Source organism: Streptomyces dioscori, from assembly GCF_003024195.1.
Lineage (GTDB): Bacteria > Actinomycetota > Actinomycetes > Streptomycetales > Streptomycetaceae > Streptomyces > Streptomyces dioscori.
In genome coordinates this window covers 169,731-186,804 of the sequence record NZ_KZ679049.1, presented here as the reverse complement: position 1 = coordinate 186,804, position 17,074 = coordinate 169,731, and the positions used below count along the sequence as shown (strand labels likewise).

The window sequence follows — 17,074 nt, the reverse complement described above, 5'->3', positions numbered from 1 at the left end:
GCGTGCAGTCGCGTGCGTGCCCGCGGTGCCCCTCCGGGGAGTGGTGTTCGGGTGCGGGTCCGTCGTGGCCGGCCGCGCAGTTCCCCGCGCCCCTCGGGAGCGCCCCTGGCGGGGCGACTCCTCGCGGGGGCGGTTCCCCCCCCGGGTGGGCTGCCCCCGGCGGGACGGCCCCTCCGGGGTGGGGCGGCCCACCGGAGTGGGGCGGCCCCGTTCAGGCGGTGGCGTCAGCGCATCCGGCCCAGGATGTCCCTGACCCGCCGTGCGTCCCGTAGGCGGTGTTCGTACGTGGCGCCCAGGGTCAGGAGCAGGACGCCGGCCAGGGCGGGCGGGGCCCAGCGGGGGACCGCGCCCATGGCCTGGGCGAGGTACGGGGCCAGTTCGTGGAGGGCGACCAGGACCAGCGTGCCGCCGCCCAGGACCAGCGGGGCCCGGAGCCGGTGCCGGACGCCGAGGAGGGTGACGGCGAGCGCCGCGGAACCCAGCAGCAGCGGGCGCAGCCAGTCCGCGTCGCCCCACACGGCCAGGAGGCTCGGCAGCAGCGTCACCGAGAGGCCGGGCCCGTACGCCGTCCAGGACGAGGCTTCCGCGTCACGGCTCCTGCGGGCGTACCCGAGAAGCAGCGCGGGCACGGTCACCGGCAGCGTGTACGCCTCCGGGGCGCCGACCTCCCAGGCCGCCAGCCGCACCCAGGCGGCCAGCACGAACAGCGCGGTCGCCGCATGGCCGACCTGCCTGCGGTCCTCGCGCAGGGCCGTGCCCGCGGCGATCACGCCGCACAGGGCCAGGACCAGGGAGAGGAAGGGAGGTTCGGCGGTCGCGAGGCCGATCGCCAGCAGTCCCGCGACGGCTCCCGTGATCTCGGCGGACAGCGTCGTCACGCGATCGCCGAGCCGGGGCGCGAGCACCGCGGCAGCGGCCGGCACCACCAGGACGAGCAGCGCGACGTGCTGCGGCTGCCAGCCGAGGGACGCGCCCGTGGCACAGGCGAGCGCCGTGGCGTACGCGAGGGAGGCCGCGGTCGTGACGGCCCGGATGCTCGTCCCCTTCCACCGGGCCGCTGCCGCCGCGAAGACCGCGGTCAGGCTTCCGAGTACCGCGAGCGTCGCCGCTTCGGAGGCCAGGGAGAGGGCCACGAGGTGCAGTGAGCCGAGGAGCGCGAGGCAGAGCGCGGTGGTCGGGAGCAGAGCCGCGCGTCGGGGGTCTGTCGAGGACTGGTCGACGGTCGTTGGCATGTGCGCGGCTGCCGCCAGCAGTGTCACGGTGACGGCGCCGTGCGTCAGGAGGGCCGCCGCGTAGGGGAGTTGCGTGATCGCGGGGAGGAGCAGGGTCGCGCACCAGGCCAGGAGCAGTGCCCCACCCCGAGCGAGGTCGCGGAGCGCGCCGCTGCGGAACGTCAGGGCCAGCACCCCCGCCACCGCCACCAGCACCAGCGGAGCGCTTTCCGAGCCGGACATCCACGGCGCGGAGACCGTCACCGCGTCGCGGGCGTCCGACGGCGCGCCGGACCAGGCGTGTGCGGCCCAGCCGGCCGGGCCGAACAGGGCCAGGACGACGAGGGGCAGGGTCCCGGCCACGGCGAGCGCCTGCACCGTCGCGGAGGACAGGAACAGGCCACGGCGTACGGTTCCGGGCAGCCAGGCGCCGCGTACCGACAGCAGGGCGATCGCGCAGGCCAGGCAGGCCGGGACCGTCCACGCGTCGGGCAGGACCGTACGCAGCACGCCGCCCGCCGCGGCGACGGCGATCAGGCCGCCGGCCGACGCCAGACCGAGAGCGGCCCGCGCCTCGGGGGCACGCCACGCGGCCCCGAGCGCGATCGCCGCGGCGAGGGCGAGGAGCGCCGCCGCACGGGCGGCGGCGCTCGGACCGGGGGCGTCCCAGGTGAGAACACCGGCCGCCAGGACACCGAAGGCGCCCGTCCCGTACGCGCCGACGGCGCCGACGACCCGTACGGACCGGATGGAGCGCACCGGGGCGGAGAGCACCAGCGCCGTGTCCGACGCGGCCGTCACCAGAAGTGCCGTCGTGATGGCGTGGTCGCCCGCGCCGGCCGCCGCGGCCCAGAGCAGCAGCGGGAGTTGGGCCGCCGCCACGGCTGCCGGGAGCGGCAGTCGCAGATCGCCGAGCACACGGCCGTACGCCGTCCACAGCGCGGCCAGCAGCGCCGTCGCCGCTGCCGCGTAGCCGGTGCCGTCCACCGCGGCGAGGGAGACCTCGTGCAGGGCGTAGGCGTCGAGCACCGTCAGGGCGAGGCCGAGGCCCGCCACCGATTCCGCCGTCGAGCGGAGGCCGCGCTTCAGCAGCGGCACGGGCGCGGCGAGCGCGCCCGCGGTGACCGCGCCGAGGACCGCCGCCCGTCCGGCGATGCCCATGTCGCCCCAGCTGACCAGCGTGAACGCGATGGCCGCGATGGTCAGCAGGACCCCGCCGAGCACGAGGAGCACGTTCTGCACACCGGGTGCCGTGGCCTCGGGGCGCGGGGGCCGGGGCCCGCGCGGCGGCCAGGTGCCCGGGGCAGGGGCCGGGGCCGTCTGGGGCCCGGCCGCCCTGAGCACGTTGAGCAGCCAGATCCGGCGGGCCAGCAACTGGGCCCTGCGGGCGTCCAGTTGCCACAGCTCGTGGTCGAGGATCCGCAACTCCTCGGCCGGCGGCGGAATGTTCGTCATGCCTTGGAGTGTGGTCCGGGTCACGTCCCACGGCATGAGCGCACGTACTCAGGACGTACTCAGATCCGTTCATGGGTGCGCTGCCGGCGGGCATACCCCGCTCATGAGACCCATGGACATGGACTGGACGCACTACCGCTTCCGCAGCCTCTGGATCCTCGCCGCCCCGCTCGACGACGTCTTCGGCGCGCTGGCCGACGCCGAGCGCTATCCGCTCTGGTGGCCGCAGGTGCGCGAGGTGACGCCCTTCGACGACGTCAGCGGTGTCATCCGGATCCGCTCGGTGCTGCCGTACGACCTCGTGTTCACCGCCAGGGAGGTCCGGCGCGACCGGGCGGCCGGCGTTCTGGAGATCGCGATGACGGGTGACGTGGACGGCTGGGCGCGGTGGACCGTCGCCGCAGCCGACGGATCGGACGACGGATCGGACGACGGATCGGACGACGCATCGGACGACGGGCCGGGTGGCGGGCCGGTCACCCGCGCCCGTTACGACCAGGAGGTGCACGTGACCAAACCGCTGCTGCGGCGGTTCGCGGTGCCGGGGCGGCCCGTCTTCCGTGCCAATCACGCGCTGATGATGCGGGCGGGGCGGCGAGGGCTCGCCGCACACCTCCGGGGGAACCGCGAAGCGGTTTGAAGGAAACGTACGGAGACCTGTATTGTTCGGTGCGTTCCCGGGCGATTAGCTCAGTGGGAGAGCGCTTCGTTCACACCGAAGAGGTCACTGGTTCGAACCCAGTATCGCCCACCGGGAAAGGCCGGTCCGTCACAGACGGACCGGCTTTTTGCATGGTCCCGCTCCATCGCGGCGCTCAGGCGGCCTCCGCCGGGAGTTCGGGACGCAGGGGCCAGGACTGGTCGACCAGCTCGTCCGAGCCGCTGCGGGCGAACCATGCCTGCAGGCCGCGGGCCTGCGCCGCGTGCCAGCCGCCCTGCAGCGTGTGCAGTTCCGCCGGTGTGAGCCGCTCCATACGGGTGGCGAACCGCCGCCCGATCGCCCGTACGACCTCCAGGGAGGCCAGTGCGTCGGCCGCCGCCTCGTGGGCGCCCTGCAGCTCCACCTCGTAGTGCGCGCACAGGTCCGTCAGCGTGCGGCGGCCCTTGCGGTAGCGGTCCAGATACTTGTCGAGGACCCGCGGATCGAGGACGCGCAGCGGCACGGACTCGAACCAGTGGTCCAGCGAGGACGCCCGGTGCCTGCGCAACTCCCGGTCCAGGAGCGTCAGATCGAAGGGCGCGTTCATCACCACGAGCGGCCGTCCCGCCGCGCTCTGCTCGGCCAGCTCCCTGACTATCTCGTCCATGACGGGCGACGGCCAGCGGCCGCTGCGCCGCAGATGTTCGTCCGTCAGCCCGTGCACCGCCGTGGCGCCCTCGGGCACCGGCACCCCCGGATTCACCAGCCAGCGACGCACGCGCGGCCGGCTGCCGGGAGCGTCCTGGACGACGACGGCCGCCGACACGATCCGGTCGGTCTCCACGTCGACACCGGTCGTCTCCGTGTCGAAAGCGGTCAGGGGTCCTTCGTACCAGCACGTCATACGCACACAACTCCTCGTTCACCTTCGGCAGTTGACGCGCCGTCCCCTGCCCTATTTGTGATACCCGGGCTGTTTGCGCCGTACGCCGGAAGGAGACAACAGAGGTACGGGTCTTTGCAGTTCAGCGACTCGTCACGGGGATTCACCGGATTCGGAAGGCTGTTGGACATGGCGCTCGCGCAGCCCGAGCAGGGCGGGCTGCTGCCCCGGCGGACGGCACCCCATCGCGGCTCACTGGCCACCACCGCATGCATGGAGACACTGCAGGTCGGCTATCTGCACGCGGTGGCGGCCGCCTCGGGCTGCTCCCTGTCCCAGCCCTTTCCGGACAACGGCATCGACTGGCACGTCAGCCACAGCGCCCCCGGGCACACGGTCGACGACGAAGTCACCATCAAGGTGCAGCTCAAGTGCACGTACCAGATCCCGCCGAACCCGCCGGGTGCCGCCTTCTCCTTCACGCTCGACAACGCCCACCTGGAGAAGCTGGCCCGGACCCCGGTCTCGGTGCACAAAATACTGGTCGTGATGCTGGTGCCCAGATCGCAGGACGACTGGCTGCGTGCCGGCCACGAAGGCCTCGACCTGCGGCACTGCTGCTACTGGATCAACCTCGCCGGACACCGGATCACCGGCCGGCGCAGGACCACCGTGCGGATACCGACCACGCGCGTCTTCGACGACAGGGCGCTCTGCGAGATCATGACGCGGGTCGGTACGGGAGGCATACCGTGACGCACCGCCCCTTCGACGAGCCCCTACGCCCCGTCAGGCCCCACCCCGTCGAGCCGCCGGGGCTGTGGGACCAGCCGCCGCGGCCCGACGAGGTCGATCCGGCCGTCCTCGGCGCGCTGCTGCTCCGGCACGGCTGGCGGCGCCGCGGCGGAGCGCCCGGCCGGTACGGCCGCTGGACCCCACCGGGGCCCGGCGGATCCGGCACCAGTCTGCTCGTGCCGGAGAGCCGGGCGTTCCCGGACAGCGAGGACCTGCTGGGGGAGGCCCTCGTCGCGCTGTCGCGCAGCGGTTCGCCGTCCGCCCGTGACGTCCTGGTCGGCCTCGCCGTGCCCAGCGACGAGATCCACTGGTGGCGCGACGTGCCGGCGGGCCCGGTCGGCACGTCGCCGTGGACGGTCGAGGAACAGATGCGCACGGCGGCGCGGCAGACCCTCCTCGCGGGCGCCCTCGCCACCCGCGGGCGGGCCGGCTACCACGGCGCCCGGCACCGCAGGCCCGCCGCCGCCTCCCTGGAGAACGTGCTGGTCGGAGCCGCTCCCGGGGGCCGCCGCCTCACCGCCTTCGTGCCGGTCGCCACCGGCCGCCCGCTCGCCGTCCAACTCCACCAGGCGCTGTACGCGGCCCGTGAGGCGATCGACTACCGGCGTGCCACCGGTGGCATGGACGCGTTCGACGGGGCGGTCGAGGCGGGGGTGAGCCATGAGCTGACGGAGGCGCTCGTCGCGCTGGTGCGGGGCACGGAGGGTGCCAGGGTCGCCGTGGAGTGGGCGCCCGCCGCCGGAGTACCCGAGGGCTGCGCGGCATCCGCGGAACCCGTCGAGTTCTCGCCCGGGGACCTGCCCGCGCTGCGTGCGGCGGGAGCCCGCTACCGGCGCGAGGAACCGTCCGTGCCCGTGCGCGTCACCGGGGCCGTGGTGCGGATGCGCAGGTCGGGGCCGCGCGGCGACGGCACGGTACGGCTGAAGGTCATCGCGGGCGCCGAGGTGCCGCACGTCCGGATGACCCTCGACGAGGAGTCGTACCGGATCGCCGGGCAGGCCCACCTCGTCGGACTTCCGGTGCGGGTGCACGGCCGCCTGGAGAGCCGCGGCGGATTCCGGCGGCTGACCGGCGCGTCCGGGGTGACCCCGGTCCAGGTGGACGAGGCGGAACGCGACCGCCTGATGAAGTCGCTCCAGGAGAACCTCGACTTCTTCGAGGAGGCGTGCACGGAGGACTGAGGTCGGGGGCGGGGCCGGCGCGCTCCACCGGGGTGTGCGATGGCCGCCGTGGGGCAGGGCGGACGGGTGCGGTGGTTAACCGTTTCGCGGTGGGCGCCCCCGGCTCGGTACGATCCTCTCCATTACGCACGTGAGAGAAAGTGCGTTCCCTTCAGGTAGGAGAGTCCGGTGTCAGACGTCCGTGTGATCATCCAACGCGATTCCGAGCGGGAAGAGCGCGTGGTGACGACGGGGACTACGGCGGCCGAGCTCTTCGCCGGTGAGCGCACCATCGTCGCCGCGCGCGTGGCGGGCGAGCTGAAGGACCTCGCGTACGAGGTGAAGGACGGCGAGACCGTCGAGAGCGTCGAGATCTCCTCCAAGGACGGCCTCGACATCCTGCGCCACTCCACCGCGCACGTGATGGCCCAGGCCGTGCAGGAGCTGTTCCCCGAGGCCAAGCTGGGCATCGGCCCGCCGGTCAAGGACGGCTTCTACTACGACTTCGACGTGGCCAGGCCCTTCACCCCGGAGGACCTCAAGGCCGTCGAGAAGAAGATGCAGGAGATCCAGAAGCGCGGCCAGCGCTTCTCCCGCCGCGTCGTCACCGACGAGGCCGCCCGCGAGGAGCTGGCCGACGAGCCGTACAAGCTGGAGCTCATCGGCCTCAAGGGTGCCGCTTCGAGCGACGACGGGGCGGACGTCGAGGTGGGCGCCGGCGAGCTGACCATCTACGACAACCTCGACGCCAAGACCGGCGACCTGTGCTGGAAGGACCTCTGCCGCGGTCCCCACCTGCCCACCACCCGGAACATCCCGGCGTTCAAGCTGATGCGCAACGCGGCGGCCTACTGGCGCGGCAGCGAGAAGAACCCGATGCTCCAGCGCATCTACGGCACCGCCTGGCCCACCAAGGACGAGCTCAAGGCGCACCTGGAGTTCCTCGCCGAGGCCGAGAAGCGCGACCACCGCAAGCTCGGCAGCGAACTCGACCTGTTCTCCATCCCGGAGCAGATCGGCTCGGGCCTCGCGGTCTTCCACCCCAAGGGCGGCATCATCCGCCGCGTCATGGAGGACTACTCGCGGCGCCGCCACGAGGAGGAGGGGTACGAGTTCGTCTACACCCCGCACGCCACCAAGGGGAAGCTCTTCGAGACCTCGGGCCACCTGGACTGGTACGCCGACGGCATGTACCCGCCCATGCAGCTCGACGAGGGCGTGGACTACTACCTCAAGCCCATGAACTGCCCGATGCACAACCTGATCTTCGACGCGCGCGGCCGCTCCTACCGCGAACTGCCGCTGCGCCTCTTCGAGTTCGGGACCGTGTACCGCTACGAGAAGTCGGGCGTCGTGCACGGCCTGACCCGTGCCCGGGGCTTCACCCAGGACGACGCGCACATCTACTGCACCAAGGAGCAGATGGCGGAGGAGCTCGACAAGACGCTCACCTTCGTCCTCGGCCTGCTGCGCGACTACGGCCTGACCGACTTCTACCTGGAGCTGTCCACCAAGGACCCGGAGAAGTTCGTCGGCTCGGACGAGGTGTGGGAGGAGGCCACCGAGACACTGCGGCAGGTGGCCGAGAAGCAGGGCCTGCCGCTCGTCCCGGACCCGGGCGGCGCCGCGTTCTACGGGCCGAAGATCTCCGTCCAGACCAAGGACGCGATCGGCCGGACCTGGCAGATGTCGACCGTGCAGCTCGACTTCAACCTGCCGGAGCGGTTCGACCTGGAGTACACCAGCCCCGACGGCTCCAAGCAGCGGCCGGTCATGATCCACCGTGCGCTGTTCGGGTCGATCGAGCGCTTCTTCGCGGTCCTCCTCGAACACTACGCGGGCGCGTTCCCGGCGTGGCTGGCGCCCGTCCAGGCGGTCGGCATCCCGATCGGCGACGCGCACATCGACTACCTGCACAAGTTCGCCGCCGAGGCGAAGAAGAAGGGGCTGCGCGTCGAGGTCGACTCGTCCTCCGACCGTATGCAGAAGAAGATCCGCAACGCGCAGAAGCAGAAGGTGCCCTTCATGGTCATCGCGGGCGACGAGGACATGGCCGCCGGTGCCGTCTCCTTCCGCTACCGCGACGGCTCCCAGGAGAACGGCATCCCGCTCGACGAGGCCATCGCGAAGATCGCGAAGGTCGTCGAGGAGCGGGTGCAGATCTGAGGCCCCCGCGCGCTAGGGCGCGCGACGACAGGCCCCCGGCCGGCTCAGCCGCCCGGGGGCTTCTCGTTGCCCTCGTCGGCGAAGACCTGGAGCAGCCACGACGAGAACGACCCCGTCACCGCGCCCAGCAGGGCGAGCCCGCAGGCCATCAGCCCCACCGCGACCACCCGCCCCACCGGCGTCACGGGAGCCACATCGCCGTACCCCACGGTCGCCAGCGTCGCGCAGGTCCACCACACCGCGTCGCCGAAGGTGTGGATCGTCGCGTCCGGTGCCGTGCGCTCCTGCTGGTACACGGCGAGCGCGCCCGCGAAGCCGAGGAGGGACACGGCCAGACCCGCGTACGTGATCACGCGGGCGTGCAGGGCCAGCCGGGGCCGCCCGCGCCGGCGCTGCACGGCTTCGTAGACCTTCACCACGCGCAGCGGGCGCAGCAGCGGCAGCACCAGGACGACCGTGTCCAGCCAGTGCCTGCGGACGAACCGGGGCCCCTGGCCGCTCAGCCGCCACCGCACGGCGTAGTCGACGGCGAACACGGCCCAGGCCGCCAGCATCGCCGCGACACAGGCGCTCGGCCACGGCTCGGGCAGCCCGTGGCCCAGGACCCGAATCGCGTACGAGACGAAGAAGAGCACCGAGGCGACGACGAGCGGCAGCTCGGTGCGGCGCTCCCAGCGGGTCGTGCGGGTGTCGTCGTCCATCACCTCAGCTTGGCGGCGGGCCCTTTCGCGCGGTACCCGGCGACACGCCGCGAACGGGCGAAGCCATATGCTTCACCTCATGACGAGTGAGCCGGAGCAGCAGATCGGAGTCGGCACACAGGACGCGTTCCAGCGCCTGTGGACGCCCCACCGGATGGCCTACATCCAGGGTGAGAACAAGCCGACCGGTCCCGGGGCCGGCGACGGCTGTCCCTTCTGCTCGATTCCGGCGAAATCCGACGAGGACGGCCTCGTCATCAAGCGCGGCGAGCAGGTCTACGCGGTGCTCAACCTGTACCCGTACAACGGCGGCCATCTGATGGTCGTGCCCTACCGGCATGTCGCGGACTACACCGATCTGACCGTCCCGGAGACCGCCGAACTCGGCGAGCTGACCAAGCAGGCGATGACCGCGCTGCGGACCGCGTCCGGCGCGCACGGCTTCAACATCGGCATGAACCAGGGTTCGGTGGCGGGGGCCGGGATCGCCGCGCACCTGCATCAGCACATCGTGCCCCGCTGGGGCGGGGACACGAACTTCATGCCGGTCGTCGGGCACACCCGGGTGCTGCCGCAACTCCTCGCGGACACCCGGAAGATGCTCGCGGAGGCCTGGCCGTCGGTCTGAGGCCCGGCCTCCCGCAAGTCCACCCGGCGTGGACGCCTACGCGTCGTACAGGTCCGCCTTCCTCGGTGAGACCTCCTGGACGGCCCCGCTGAGGGCCGACGAGCGGCCCGCGAACTTCGTCGTGTCCACGCCGTTGTCGTTCAGCACCCGGATCGCTGCCGCGTGCACCACCCGCAGCACGGGGGTCGCCGCGCGCAGGGCGTCGTCCGCCATGAAGCGGTGCCGCCAGGGCTTGGCCGCCCAGGCGTGGCGCAGGCCGAAGGGCTCCGGCAGGGTCAGCTTGCCGCCGAGGTGGTCGAGGATCGGCGGATACCAGGTGAACGGCGCGCGCACCGCGAGCCGTACGACCTCGTCGGCGTCGACCAGCGGCAGCTTCTGCGTCTTGGTCTCCCAGAACCTGACGGTCTTCGGGACCGTCTTCGTCTTGGCGGCGGGCCCGCTGGTGAACAGCGAGTGCACGGGCCCCAGGGCGTGTCCGGTGACCTCGATGCGCAGTGTCTCGTGCAGCACGGTCACGGTGATCAGCATCGTGATGATCAACTGGCCGTCCCAGAGTGTCCACTGGACCCCGAGGTAGTGACGGTCACCGCTGCCGAACTGCTGCTTGTTGCAGATCTCCTGTATTTTGTGCGTCTTGACCTGGTACGCGTCCACGTCGGTGCCGCCGGGGCGGGAGACCGAGCCGGCGTTCTCGTTGATCGGTGTGACCACCCAGTGCTTTATCGAAGGCGCCGGGAAACCGCCGGTGTTGAGCGGGCCGCGCTCCAGCATGCGCAGCTGGTCGTGGATCGACCGGATGACGTCCCAGCTGCGGAACGGATGGATCTCCTTGCTGGAGTCCGCCGACACCAGGTCCTCGGCGAGCTGCCAGGTGCCCCAGCGCGTACCCATGCCCAGTATTCCCTTGGGGCCCGCGTAGAAGACCGAGTTGGACTGCTGCTCGGCGCTCAGCCGGGCCAGGCCCTGGCGCAGCCGCTCGGCCGCCGTCTCGCCGGGGCTGCCGGGGACGGCCTCGGGGATCTTGGCGCCGATGCCGCCGCCCGCGAGCAGGCTGCTCCAGCGCTCCCGCAGATCGCGGGCCGTGCGCTCGCAGATCTGCTTCGCCCAGACCCAGCCGAGGACGGGCGCGACGATCGCGGCGCGGGCATACCAGGCCCAGAAGCCGCTGAACGGCATCTTCAGCAGGAAGAGGACCGCCAGGCCGCCCACCCCGATCAGGATCGTCGTGGCGAGGACGCCGGCCCGCTTGTCCTCGGCCTTGGCGACCGAGCGGCGGATCTGGAAGACCAGCAGCCACAGGAGCAGACCGGGCAGGAAGATCAGGCCGGTCAGCACCATCACGGCGGTGAGCCAGCTGTCCCGCTCCTTGCGGATGCGGTTCGCCGCCAGGCAGTGCTCGACGACCACCTGCGGCTCCGTACCGAAGGACTGGATGAGCGCACCGCGACCGCCGCCCAGCATCCGGAGCTGTACCGCCCGGGCGAAGGCCTCGCCCAGGTTCGGCTTGAAGATCGACGCCCACTTCTGTCCCGGTGAGACCTTCGACTGGTGCCACTCGCTGTTGGCGTCGAGGATCGCTTCGACGGGACTGTCCCGATAGGCCGCGGAGGCGAGCGCGAACGTCGCCGCCGTCTGTCCCGCGGAACCCGAGAGCGGAACCTGTGCTCCCGGCCTGAAATCGAATGCGTCGTCCGCCATTACCGCCCCCATCGCCGCCTTGCCCCGCTGCTGCGGCATTCCCGACTTCGGTGCTCCGCACACCTGTTGATCAGGTCATCGTCTTGATCAGGTGCTCAGCGTATCGCCAGGGACCGACATTCGTCGGCGGACGGCCGCAGCCGCCCGCCGATCGAAGGGGAGATCAACTAATGAGCGCCCTGCGCCTGTTCGCGGATCCTGTCGGTCAACTGCGGCGGCATGGGCTCGTGCCGGGCGTAGGCGCGGTTGAAACGCGCGGTGCCGTGCGACAGGGAGCGCAGATCGACGGCGTACCGCCCGATCTCGATCTCCGGGACCTCGGCCCGTACGAGGGTCCGGCCGCCCGGCGCCTGCTCGGTGCCGACGACCCGGCCGCGGCGGCCCGACAGATCGCTCATCACGGCCCCGACGTATTCGTCGCCCACCAGGACCGTCACCTCGGCGACCGGCTCCAGGAGATGGATCCGCGCGTCGGTCGCGGCCTCCCGCAGGGCGAGCGCGCCGGCGGTCTGGAACGCCGCGTCCGAGGAGTCCACGGAGTGCGCCTTGCCGTCGGTCAGCGTGATCCGTACGTCGATGAGGGGATACCCCGTGGTCACGCCCCTGGCGGCCTGGGCGCGCACTCCCTTCTCCACGGAGGGGATGAACTGCCGGGGCACGGCACCGCCCACCACCTTGTCGACGAACTCGATGCCGGAGCCGCCGGGCAGCGGCTCCACCTCGATCTCGCAGATCGCGTACTGCCCGTGCCCGCCGGACTGCTTCACATGCCGCCCGCGCCCGGCCGACCTGGCGGCGAACGTCTCCCGCAGGGACACCTTGTGCGGTACGACGTCGACCTGGACGCCGTACCGGTTGCGCAGCCGTTCCAGGGCGACGTCCGCGTGGGCCTCGCCCAGGCACCACAGGACGACCTGGTGGGTGTTCTGGTTCTGTTCCAGGCGCATCGTGGGGTCCTCGGCGACCAGCCGGCCCAGGCCCTGCGAGAGCTTGTCCTCGTCGGCCTTGCTGTGCGCCTGGATCGCGAGCGGCAGCAGGGGGTCGGGCATCTCCCACGGCTCCATCAGGAGCGGGTCGTCCTTGGCCGAAAGGGTGTCACCGGTCTCGGCGCGGTTCAGCTTGGCCACACAGGCCAGATCGCCCGCGATCGCGTGCGTGAGGGCGCGCTGCTGCTTGCCGAAGGGCGCGGACAGGGCGCCGATGCGTTCGTCCACGTCGTGGTCCTCGTGCCCGCGGTCGGCGAGCCCGTGCCCGGAGACGTGCACCGTCTCGTCCGGGCGCAGGGTCCCGGAGAAGACCCGCACCATCGAGACCCGGCCGACGTACGGGTCGGAGGCGGTCTTCACCACCTCGGCGACCAGCGGCCCGTCCGGGTCGCAGGCCTTGACGCGGCGGGCCCTGCCGTCCGGGGTGGTGACCGTCGGGGCCTCGCGCTCCAGCGGCGTCGGGAAACCGCCGGTGATCAGTTCGAGCAGTTCCACCGTGCCAAGACCCTGCCGGGCGCCCTCGGCTGCGGGCGCGGCGGCCAGCACCGGATGGAAGACCCCGCGTGCGACGGCGCGTTCCAGGTCCTCCACGAGTGTCCGGAAGTCGATCTCCGCACCGCTGAGATAGCGGTCCATGAGGGTCTCGTCCTCGCTCTCCGAGATGATTCCCTCGATCAGCCGGTTGCGGGCCGCCTCTATGAGCGGCATCTGCTCGGGACCCGGCTCGGACTCCTTGCGCTCCCCGGACGAGTAGTCGAACAGCCGCTGCGACAGCAGCCCGATCAGCCCCGTCACCGGAACGTGTCCGTCGGGTCCCTGGGAGCCGTGCAGCGGCAGGTACAGCGGCAGTACGGCGTCGGGGTCGTCCCCGCCGAAGGCGTCCGCGCAGATCCGGGTCATCTCGTCGAAGTCGGCCCGCGCCGACTCCAGATGTGTCACCACGATGGCTCTCGGCATGCCGACCGCCGCGCACTCCTCCCACACCATGCGCGTCGAGCCGTCCACGCCGTCCGAGGCCGAGACGACGAAAAGTGCCGCGTCCGCCGCTCGCAGACCGGCCCTCAGCTCGCCGACGAAATCGGCGTAACCGGGAGTGTCCAGCACATTTATCTTGTATCCGTCCCAGTCGACCGGGACCAGGGAGAGCTGCACCGAACGCTGCTGCCGGTGCTCGATCTCGTCGTAGTCGGAGACGGTGCCGCCGTCCTCCACACGGCCCGCCCTGTTCACCGCTCCCGCGGTCAGCGCGAGAGCCTCCACCAGAGTCGTCTTGCCCGAACCGCTGTGGCCGACCAGCACCACATTCCGTACGGACGCGGGGTGGTCGGCCGCCGTAGCCCTGCCGGCGGCTCCGGGGTGTGCGTTCGCCTTGTCGCCCATGGAATTGCCTCCCGTGCACGGTGAGGTCACTGGGGGCGCGGGCCGGCGGATCCGCGAATGGCGGCTCCGATGACGCCCGCGGTGCCATCGAGCTTTGCACTCGCGTCACGGTGCGTCCATACAACGGACGCGATCGCGCCGCCCCCCTGCCGGGCCCCCGGATGTCACCAGGACGTGACCCGGGGCGCGGGTGCCCGACCGTCGCACACGCGCACGCGTGGCTACGATGGGCCAGCCGGTGGCCAGCAGGGCCGCCCGGCCACACCGACCGTCGGGAAGGCCATGCTGAACAAGTACGCGCGTGCATTCTTTACGCGTGTCCTCACACCGTTCGCCGCGTTTCTCATCCGCCGGGGGGTGAGCCCCGACACGGTCACCCTCCTGGGCACGGCCGGAGTGGTGGCGGGCGCGCTGGTCTTCTACCCCCGGGGAGAGCTCTTCTGGGGCACGATCGTCATCACGCTCTTCGTGTTCTCGGACCTGGTCGACGGCAACATGGCACGCCAACTGGGCCGCTCCAGCCGCTGGGGCGCCTTCCTCGACTCGACGCTCGACCGGGTGGCCGACAGCGCGATCTTCGGCGGCTTCGCCCTCTGGTACGCGGGCAACGGCGACGACAACGTCCTGTGCGCCGTGTCGATCTTCTGCCTGGCCAGCGGTCAGGTGGTGTCGTACACCAAGGCCCGGGGTGAGTCGATCGGTCTGCCCGTCGCCGTCAACGGCCTCGTCGAGCGCGCCGAACGCCTGGTGATCTCGCTGGTCGCGGCCGGCCTCGCGGGCTTCCACAAGACCTTCGGCGTGCCCGGCATCGACGTACTGCTGCCGATCGCGCTGTGGATCGTCGCCGTGGGCAGTGTTGTCACCCTCGTCCAGCGCGTCGTCACGGTGCGTCGCGAGGCCGCCGAGGCCGACGCGGCGGTCGCCGCCCCGCCCGGGAACACGCCGGGAAGCACGCCGGAAGGCACTCCGGGGAACACCCCGGGGAACGCTTCGCGCAACAGCGGGGCCACCTCGTGAGCGGTCTGCGGGACCAGCTGACCTACGGTGCGTACGCCGCGGGCTGGGGAGCCGTCAAGAAGCTTCCCGAGCCGGTGGCCGTGCGCCTGGGCCGGACCATCGCCGACCTCACCTGGAAGCGGCGCGGCAAGGGCGTACTGCGGCTGGAGTCGAACTACGCGCGCGTGCTGCCCGACGCAAGTCCGGAACGCCTCGCGGAGCTGTCCCGCGCCGGCATGCGCTCGTACCTGCGCTACTGGATGGAGTCGTTCCGGCTGCCCGCGTGGAGCAAGGAGCGCATCAGGAGCGGTTTCGAGCCGAAGGACCTCCACCATCTGACCGAGGGGCTCGCGGCGGGCAAGGGCGTCATCCTCGCGCTGCCGCACCTCGGCAACTGGGACCTCGCGGGCGCCTGGGTCACCACCAGGCTGGAGACGCCGTTCACGACGGTCGCCGAACGCCTCAAGCCGGAGAAGCTGTACGACCGGTTCGTGGCGTACCGCGAGGGCCTCGGCATGGAGGTGCTGCCGCACAGCGGCGGCACCGCGTTCGGCACGCTGGCCCGGCGGCTGCGCGACGGCGGCCTGGTCTGCCTGGTCGCCGAACGCGACCTGTCCGCCTCCGGGGTCGAGGTCTCCTTCTTCGGCGACACCACCCGGATGCCCGCGGGCCCCGCGCTGCTCGCCCAGCAGACCGGCGCGCTGCTGCTGCCGGTGACCCTGTGGTACGACGACTCGCCCGTGATGCGTGGCCGGGTCCATCCCCCCGTCGACGTACCGGAGTCAGGTACACGGGCCGAGAAGACGTCTGTCATGACGCAGGCGCTGGCCGACGCCTTCGCCACGGGGATCGCCGACCATCCGGAGGACTGGCACATGCTGCAACGCTTGTGGCTCGCCGACCTTGAACCCCGCCCGGGGACGACCGCGGCGGAGCCGATCCCGGGGCCGTCCGGCGGAGCACGCCCGTCCGGAGCGGCACGCGACGACGAGCAGGTCCGGCCGGGGGAGCGGCCATGAGGATCGGCATCGTCTGCCCGTACTCCTGGGACGTCCCCGGAGGAGTCCAGTTCCACATCCGCGACCTGGCGGACCACCTCATCGCCCTCGGGCACCATGTGTCCGTCCTCGCGCCCGCCGACGACGAGACACCGCTCCCGCCGTACGTCGTCTCGGCGGGCCGTGCCGTCCCGGTGCCGTACAACGGCTCGGTCGCGCGCCTGAACTTCGGGTTCCTGTCGGCCGCGCGGGTGCGCCGCTGGCTGCACGACGGCACGTTCGACGTGATCCACATCCACGAGCCGGCCTCGCCCTCCCTCGGCCTGCTGGCCTGCTGGGCGGCCCAGGGACCGATCGTCGCCACCTTCCACACGTCGAACCCGCGCTCCCGAGCCATGATCGCCGCGTACCCGATCCTGCAGCCCGCCCTGGAGAAGATCAGCGCGCGGATCGCGGTGAGCGAGTACGCCCGGCGCACGCTCGTCGAGCACCTGGGCGGCGACGCCGTGGTCATCCCGAACGGCGTCGACGTGGACTACTTCGCGAAGGCCCAGCCCAACCCCGAGTGGCAGGGCGGCACGATCGGCTTCGTGGGCCGCATCGACGAGCCCCGCAAGGGCCTGCCGGTCCTCATGAAGGCGCTGCCGAAGATCCTCGCCGAGCGGCCGGAGACCCGGCTGCTGGTCGCCGGGCGCGGTGACGAGAAGGAAGCGGTCGAGAAGCTTCCGGCGGAACTGCGCCCGCGCGTCGAGTTCCTCGGCATGGTCAGCGACGAGGACAAGGCGCGGTTCCTGCGCAGTGTCGACGTGTACGTGGCGCCCAACACCGGCGGCGAGAGCTTCGGGATCATCCTGGTCGAGGCGATGTCGGCGGGCGCGCCCGTGCTCGCCTCCGACCTCGACGCGTTCGCGCAGGTCCTGGACCAGGGCGCGGCGGGTGAACTGTTCACCAACGAGGACGCGGACGCGCTGGCCGCGTCGGCGGTACGGCTCCTCGGCGATCCGGCGCGGCGCGCGGAACTGCGTGAGCGGGGGAGCGCGCATGTGCGGCGCTTCGACTGGTCGACGGTCGGCGCGGACATCCTGTCCGTGTACGAGACCGTCACGGACGGGGCGGCGGCGGTCGCGGCAGCGGACGAACCGGCGGAGCCGGGCGGTCTGCTGGCCCGCTTCGGCCTGGCCCGGGACTGACAGGCACCGTCCCTGGGGGCTGCGCCCCCAGACCCCCGCATCGGCCTGAACGGCCTCGTCCTCAAACGCCGGACGGGCTGAAAAACGAGAGGCACGGCGCAGCCGGTCTCTCAGGGGCGCGGGGAACTGCGCGATCGGCCCCCACCGGGCCGTACCCGGGGTGGAACGAGCGCCGCAGGCGCCATCG

The 17,074-nt window shown here is 71.9% G+C and carries 13 protein-coding genes and 1 tRNA gene; 9 read left to right on the top strand and 5 right to left on the bottom strand.

What is annotated here, in order from left to right:
* Positions 1-224: 224 nt before the first annotated feature.
* Positions 225-2,666 carry an SCO7613 C-terminal domain-containing membrane protein gene (locus C6Y14_RS28505; protein WP_404828843.1) on the bottom strand — a complete coding sequence of 814 codons (2,442 nt, stop codon included), beginning with the start codon at positions 2,664-2,666 and terminating at the stop codon, positions 225-227.
* A gap of 118 nt (positions 2,667-2,784) precedes the next feature.
* On the opposite strand from C6Y14_RS28505, the gene C6Y14_RS28500 reads away from it, so the two are divergent.
* Positions 2,785-3,306 (top strand): SRPBCC family protein, encoded by a 522-nt coding sequence (locus tag C6Y14_RS28500; protein ID WP_107019875.1) that lies wholly within the window; start codon positions 2,785-2,787, stop codon positions 3,304-3,306.
* Positions 3,307-3,345: 39 nt separating this feature from the next.
* A tRNA-Val gene (locus tag C6Y14_RS28495) sits at positions 3,346-3,417 on the top strand.
* A gap of 64 nt (positions 3,418-3,481) precedes the next feature.
* Here C6Y14_RS28495 and C6Y14_RS28490 read toward each other — a convergent pair.
* On the bottom strand, positions 3,482-4,210 hold the full coding sequence (locus C6Y14_RS28490; protein ID WP_107019712.1) for a 3'-5' exonuclease: 729 nt from the start codon (positions 4,208-4,210) through the stop codon (positions 3,482-3,484).
* Between the two features lie 168 nt (positions 4,211-4,378).
* Between C6Y14_RS28490 and C6Y14_RS28485 the strand changes: the two genes are divergently transcribed.
* The 3 genes from C6Y14_RS28485 (at position 4,379) to thrS (ending at position 8,310) form a co-directional block, all read left to right on the top strand.
* Positions 4,379-4,945 carry a DUF4365 domain-containing protein gene (locus C6Y14_RS28485; RefSeq protein WP_107019874.1) on the top strand — a complete coding sequence of 189 codons (567 nt, stop codon included), beginning with the start codon at positions 4,379-4,381 and terminating at the stop codon, positions 4,943-4,945.
* Complete coding sequence (locus C6Y14_RS28480) at positions 4,942-6,165, top strand: hypothetical protein (protein ID WP_107019711.1); 1,224 nt, start codon at positions 4,942-4,944, stop codon at positions 6,163-6,165. The genes C6Y14_RS28485 and C6Y14_RS28480 overlap by 4 nt, the downstream gene beginning before the upstream one ends.
* 168 nt (positions 6,166-6,333) lie before the next feature.
* Entirely contained in the window at positions 6,334-8,310 is a 1,977-nt protein-coding gene (gene thrS / locus C6Y14_RS28475) for a threonine--tRNA ligase (RefSeq protein ID WP_107019710.1), read from the top strand.
* A 44-nt stretch (positions 8,311-8,354) separates the two neighbouring features.
* On the opposite strand, the gene C6Y14_RS28470 is transcribed toward thrS, so the two are convergent.
* Complete coding sequence (locus tag C6Y14_RS28470) at positions 8,355-9,011, bottom strand: potassium channel family protein (protein ID WP_107019709.1); 657 nt, start codon at positions 9,009-9,011, stop codon at positions 8,355-8,357.
* A 67-nt stretch (positions 9,012-9,078) separates the two neighbouring features.
* On the opposite strand from C6Y14_RS28470, the gene C6Y14_RS28465 reads away from it, so the two are divergent.
* Complete coding sequence (locus C6Y14_RS28465; protein WP_107019708.1) at positions 9,079-9,639, top strand: HIT family protein; 561 nt, start codon at positions 9,079-9,081, stop codon at positions 9,637-9,639.
* Between the two features lie 36 nt (positions 9,640-9,675).
* On the opposite strand, the gene C6Y14_RS28460 is transcribed toward C6Y14_RS28465, so the two are convergent.
* Together C6Y14_RS28460 and C6Y14_RS28455 are read right to left on the bottom strand one after the other, a co-directional pair.
* A complete protein-coding gene (locus tag C6Y14_RS28460; RefSeq protein WP_107019873.1) occupies positions 9,676-11,337 on the bottom strand; it encodes a hypothetical protein in 1,662 nt (553 codons plus the stop codon).
* A 167-nt stretch (positions 11,338-11,504) separates the two neighbouring features.
* On the bottom strand, positions 11,505-13,703 hold the full coding sequence (locus C6Y14_RS28455; protein WP_107019707.1) for an elongation factor G-like protein EF-G2: 2,199 nt from the start codon (positions 13,701-13,703) through the stop codon (positions 11,505-11,507).
* Between the two features lie 282 nt (positions 13,704-13,985).
* Between C6Y14_RS28455 and pgsA the strand changes: the two genes are divergently transcribed.
* The 3 genes from pgsA to C6Y14_RS28440 are packed head-to-tail and all read left to right on the top strand — an operon-like array spanning position 13,986 to position 16,887.
* Positions 13,986-14,720, top strand: coding sequence for a phosphatidylinositol phosphate synthase (pgsA, locus tag C6Y14_RS28450; protein ID WP_225891330.1), 735 nt, complete (start codon positions 13,986-13,988; stop codon positions 14,718-14,720).
* Positions 14,717-15,718, top strand: a complete 1,002-nt coding sequence (locus tag C6Y14_RS28445) for a phosphatidylinositol mannoside acyltransferase (protein ID WP_225891329.1) — start codon at positions 14,717-14,719, stop codon at positions 15,716-15,718. Before pgsA ends, C6Y14_RS28445 begins: the two co-directional genes overlap by 4 nt.
* Positions 15,715-16,887 (top strand): glycosyltransferase family 4 protein, encoded by a 1,173-nt coding sequence (locus C6Y14_RS28440; RefSeq protein WP_107019706.1) that lies wholly within the window; start codon positions 15,715-15,717, stop codon positions 16,885-16,887. Before C6Y14_RS28445 ends, C6Y14_RS28440 begins: the two co-directional genes overlap by 4 nt.
* The last annotated feature ends 187 nt before the right edge of the window (positions 16,888-17,074 follow it).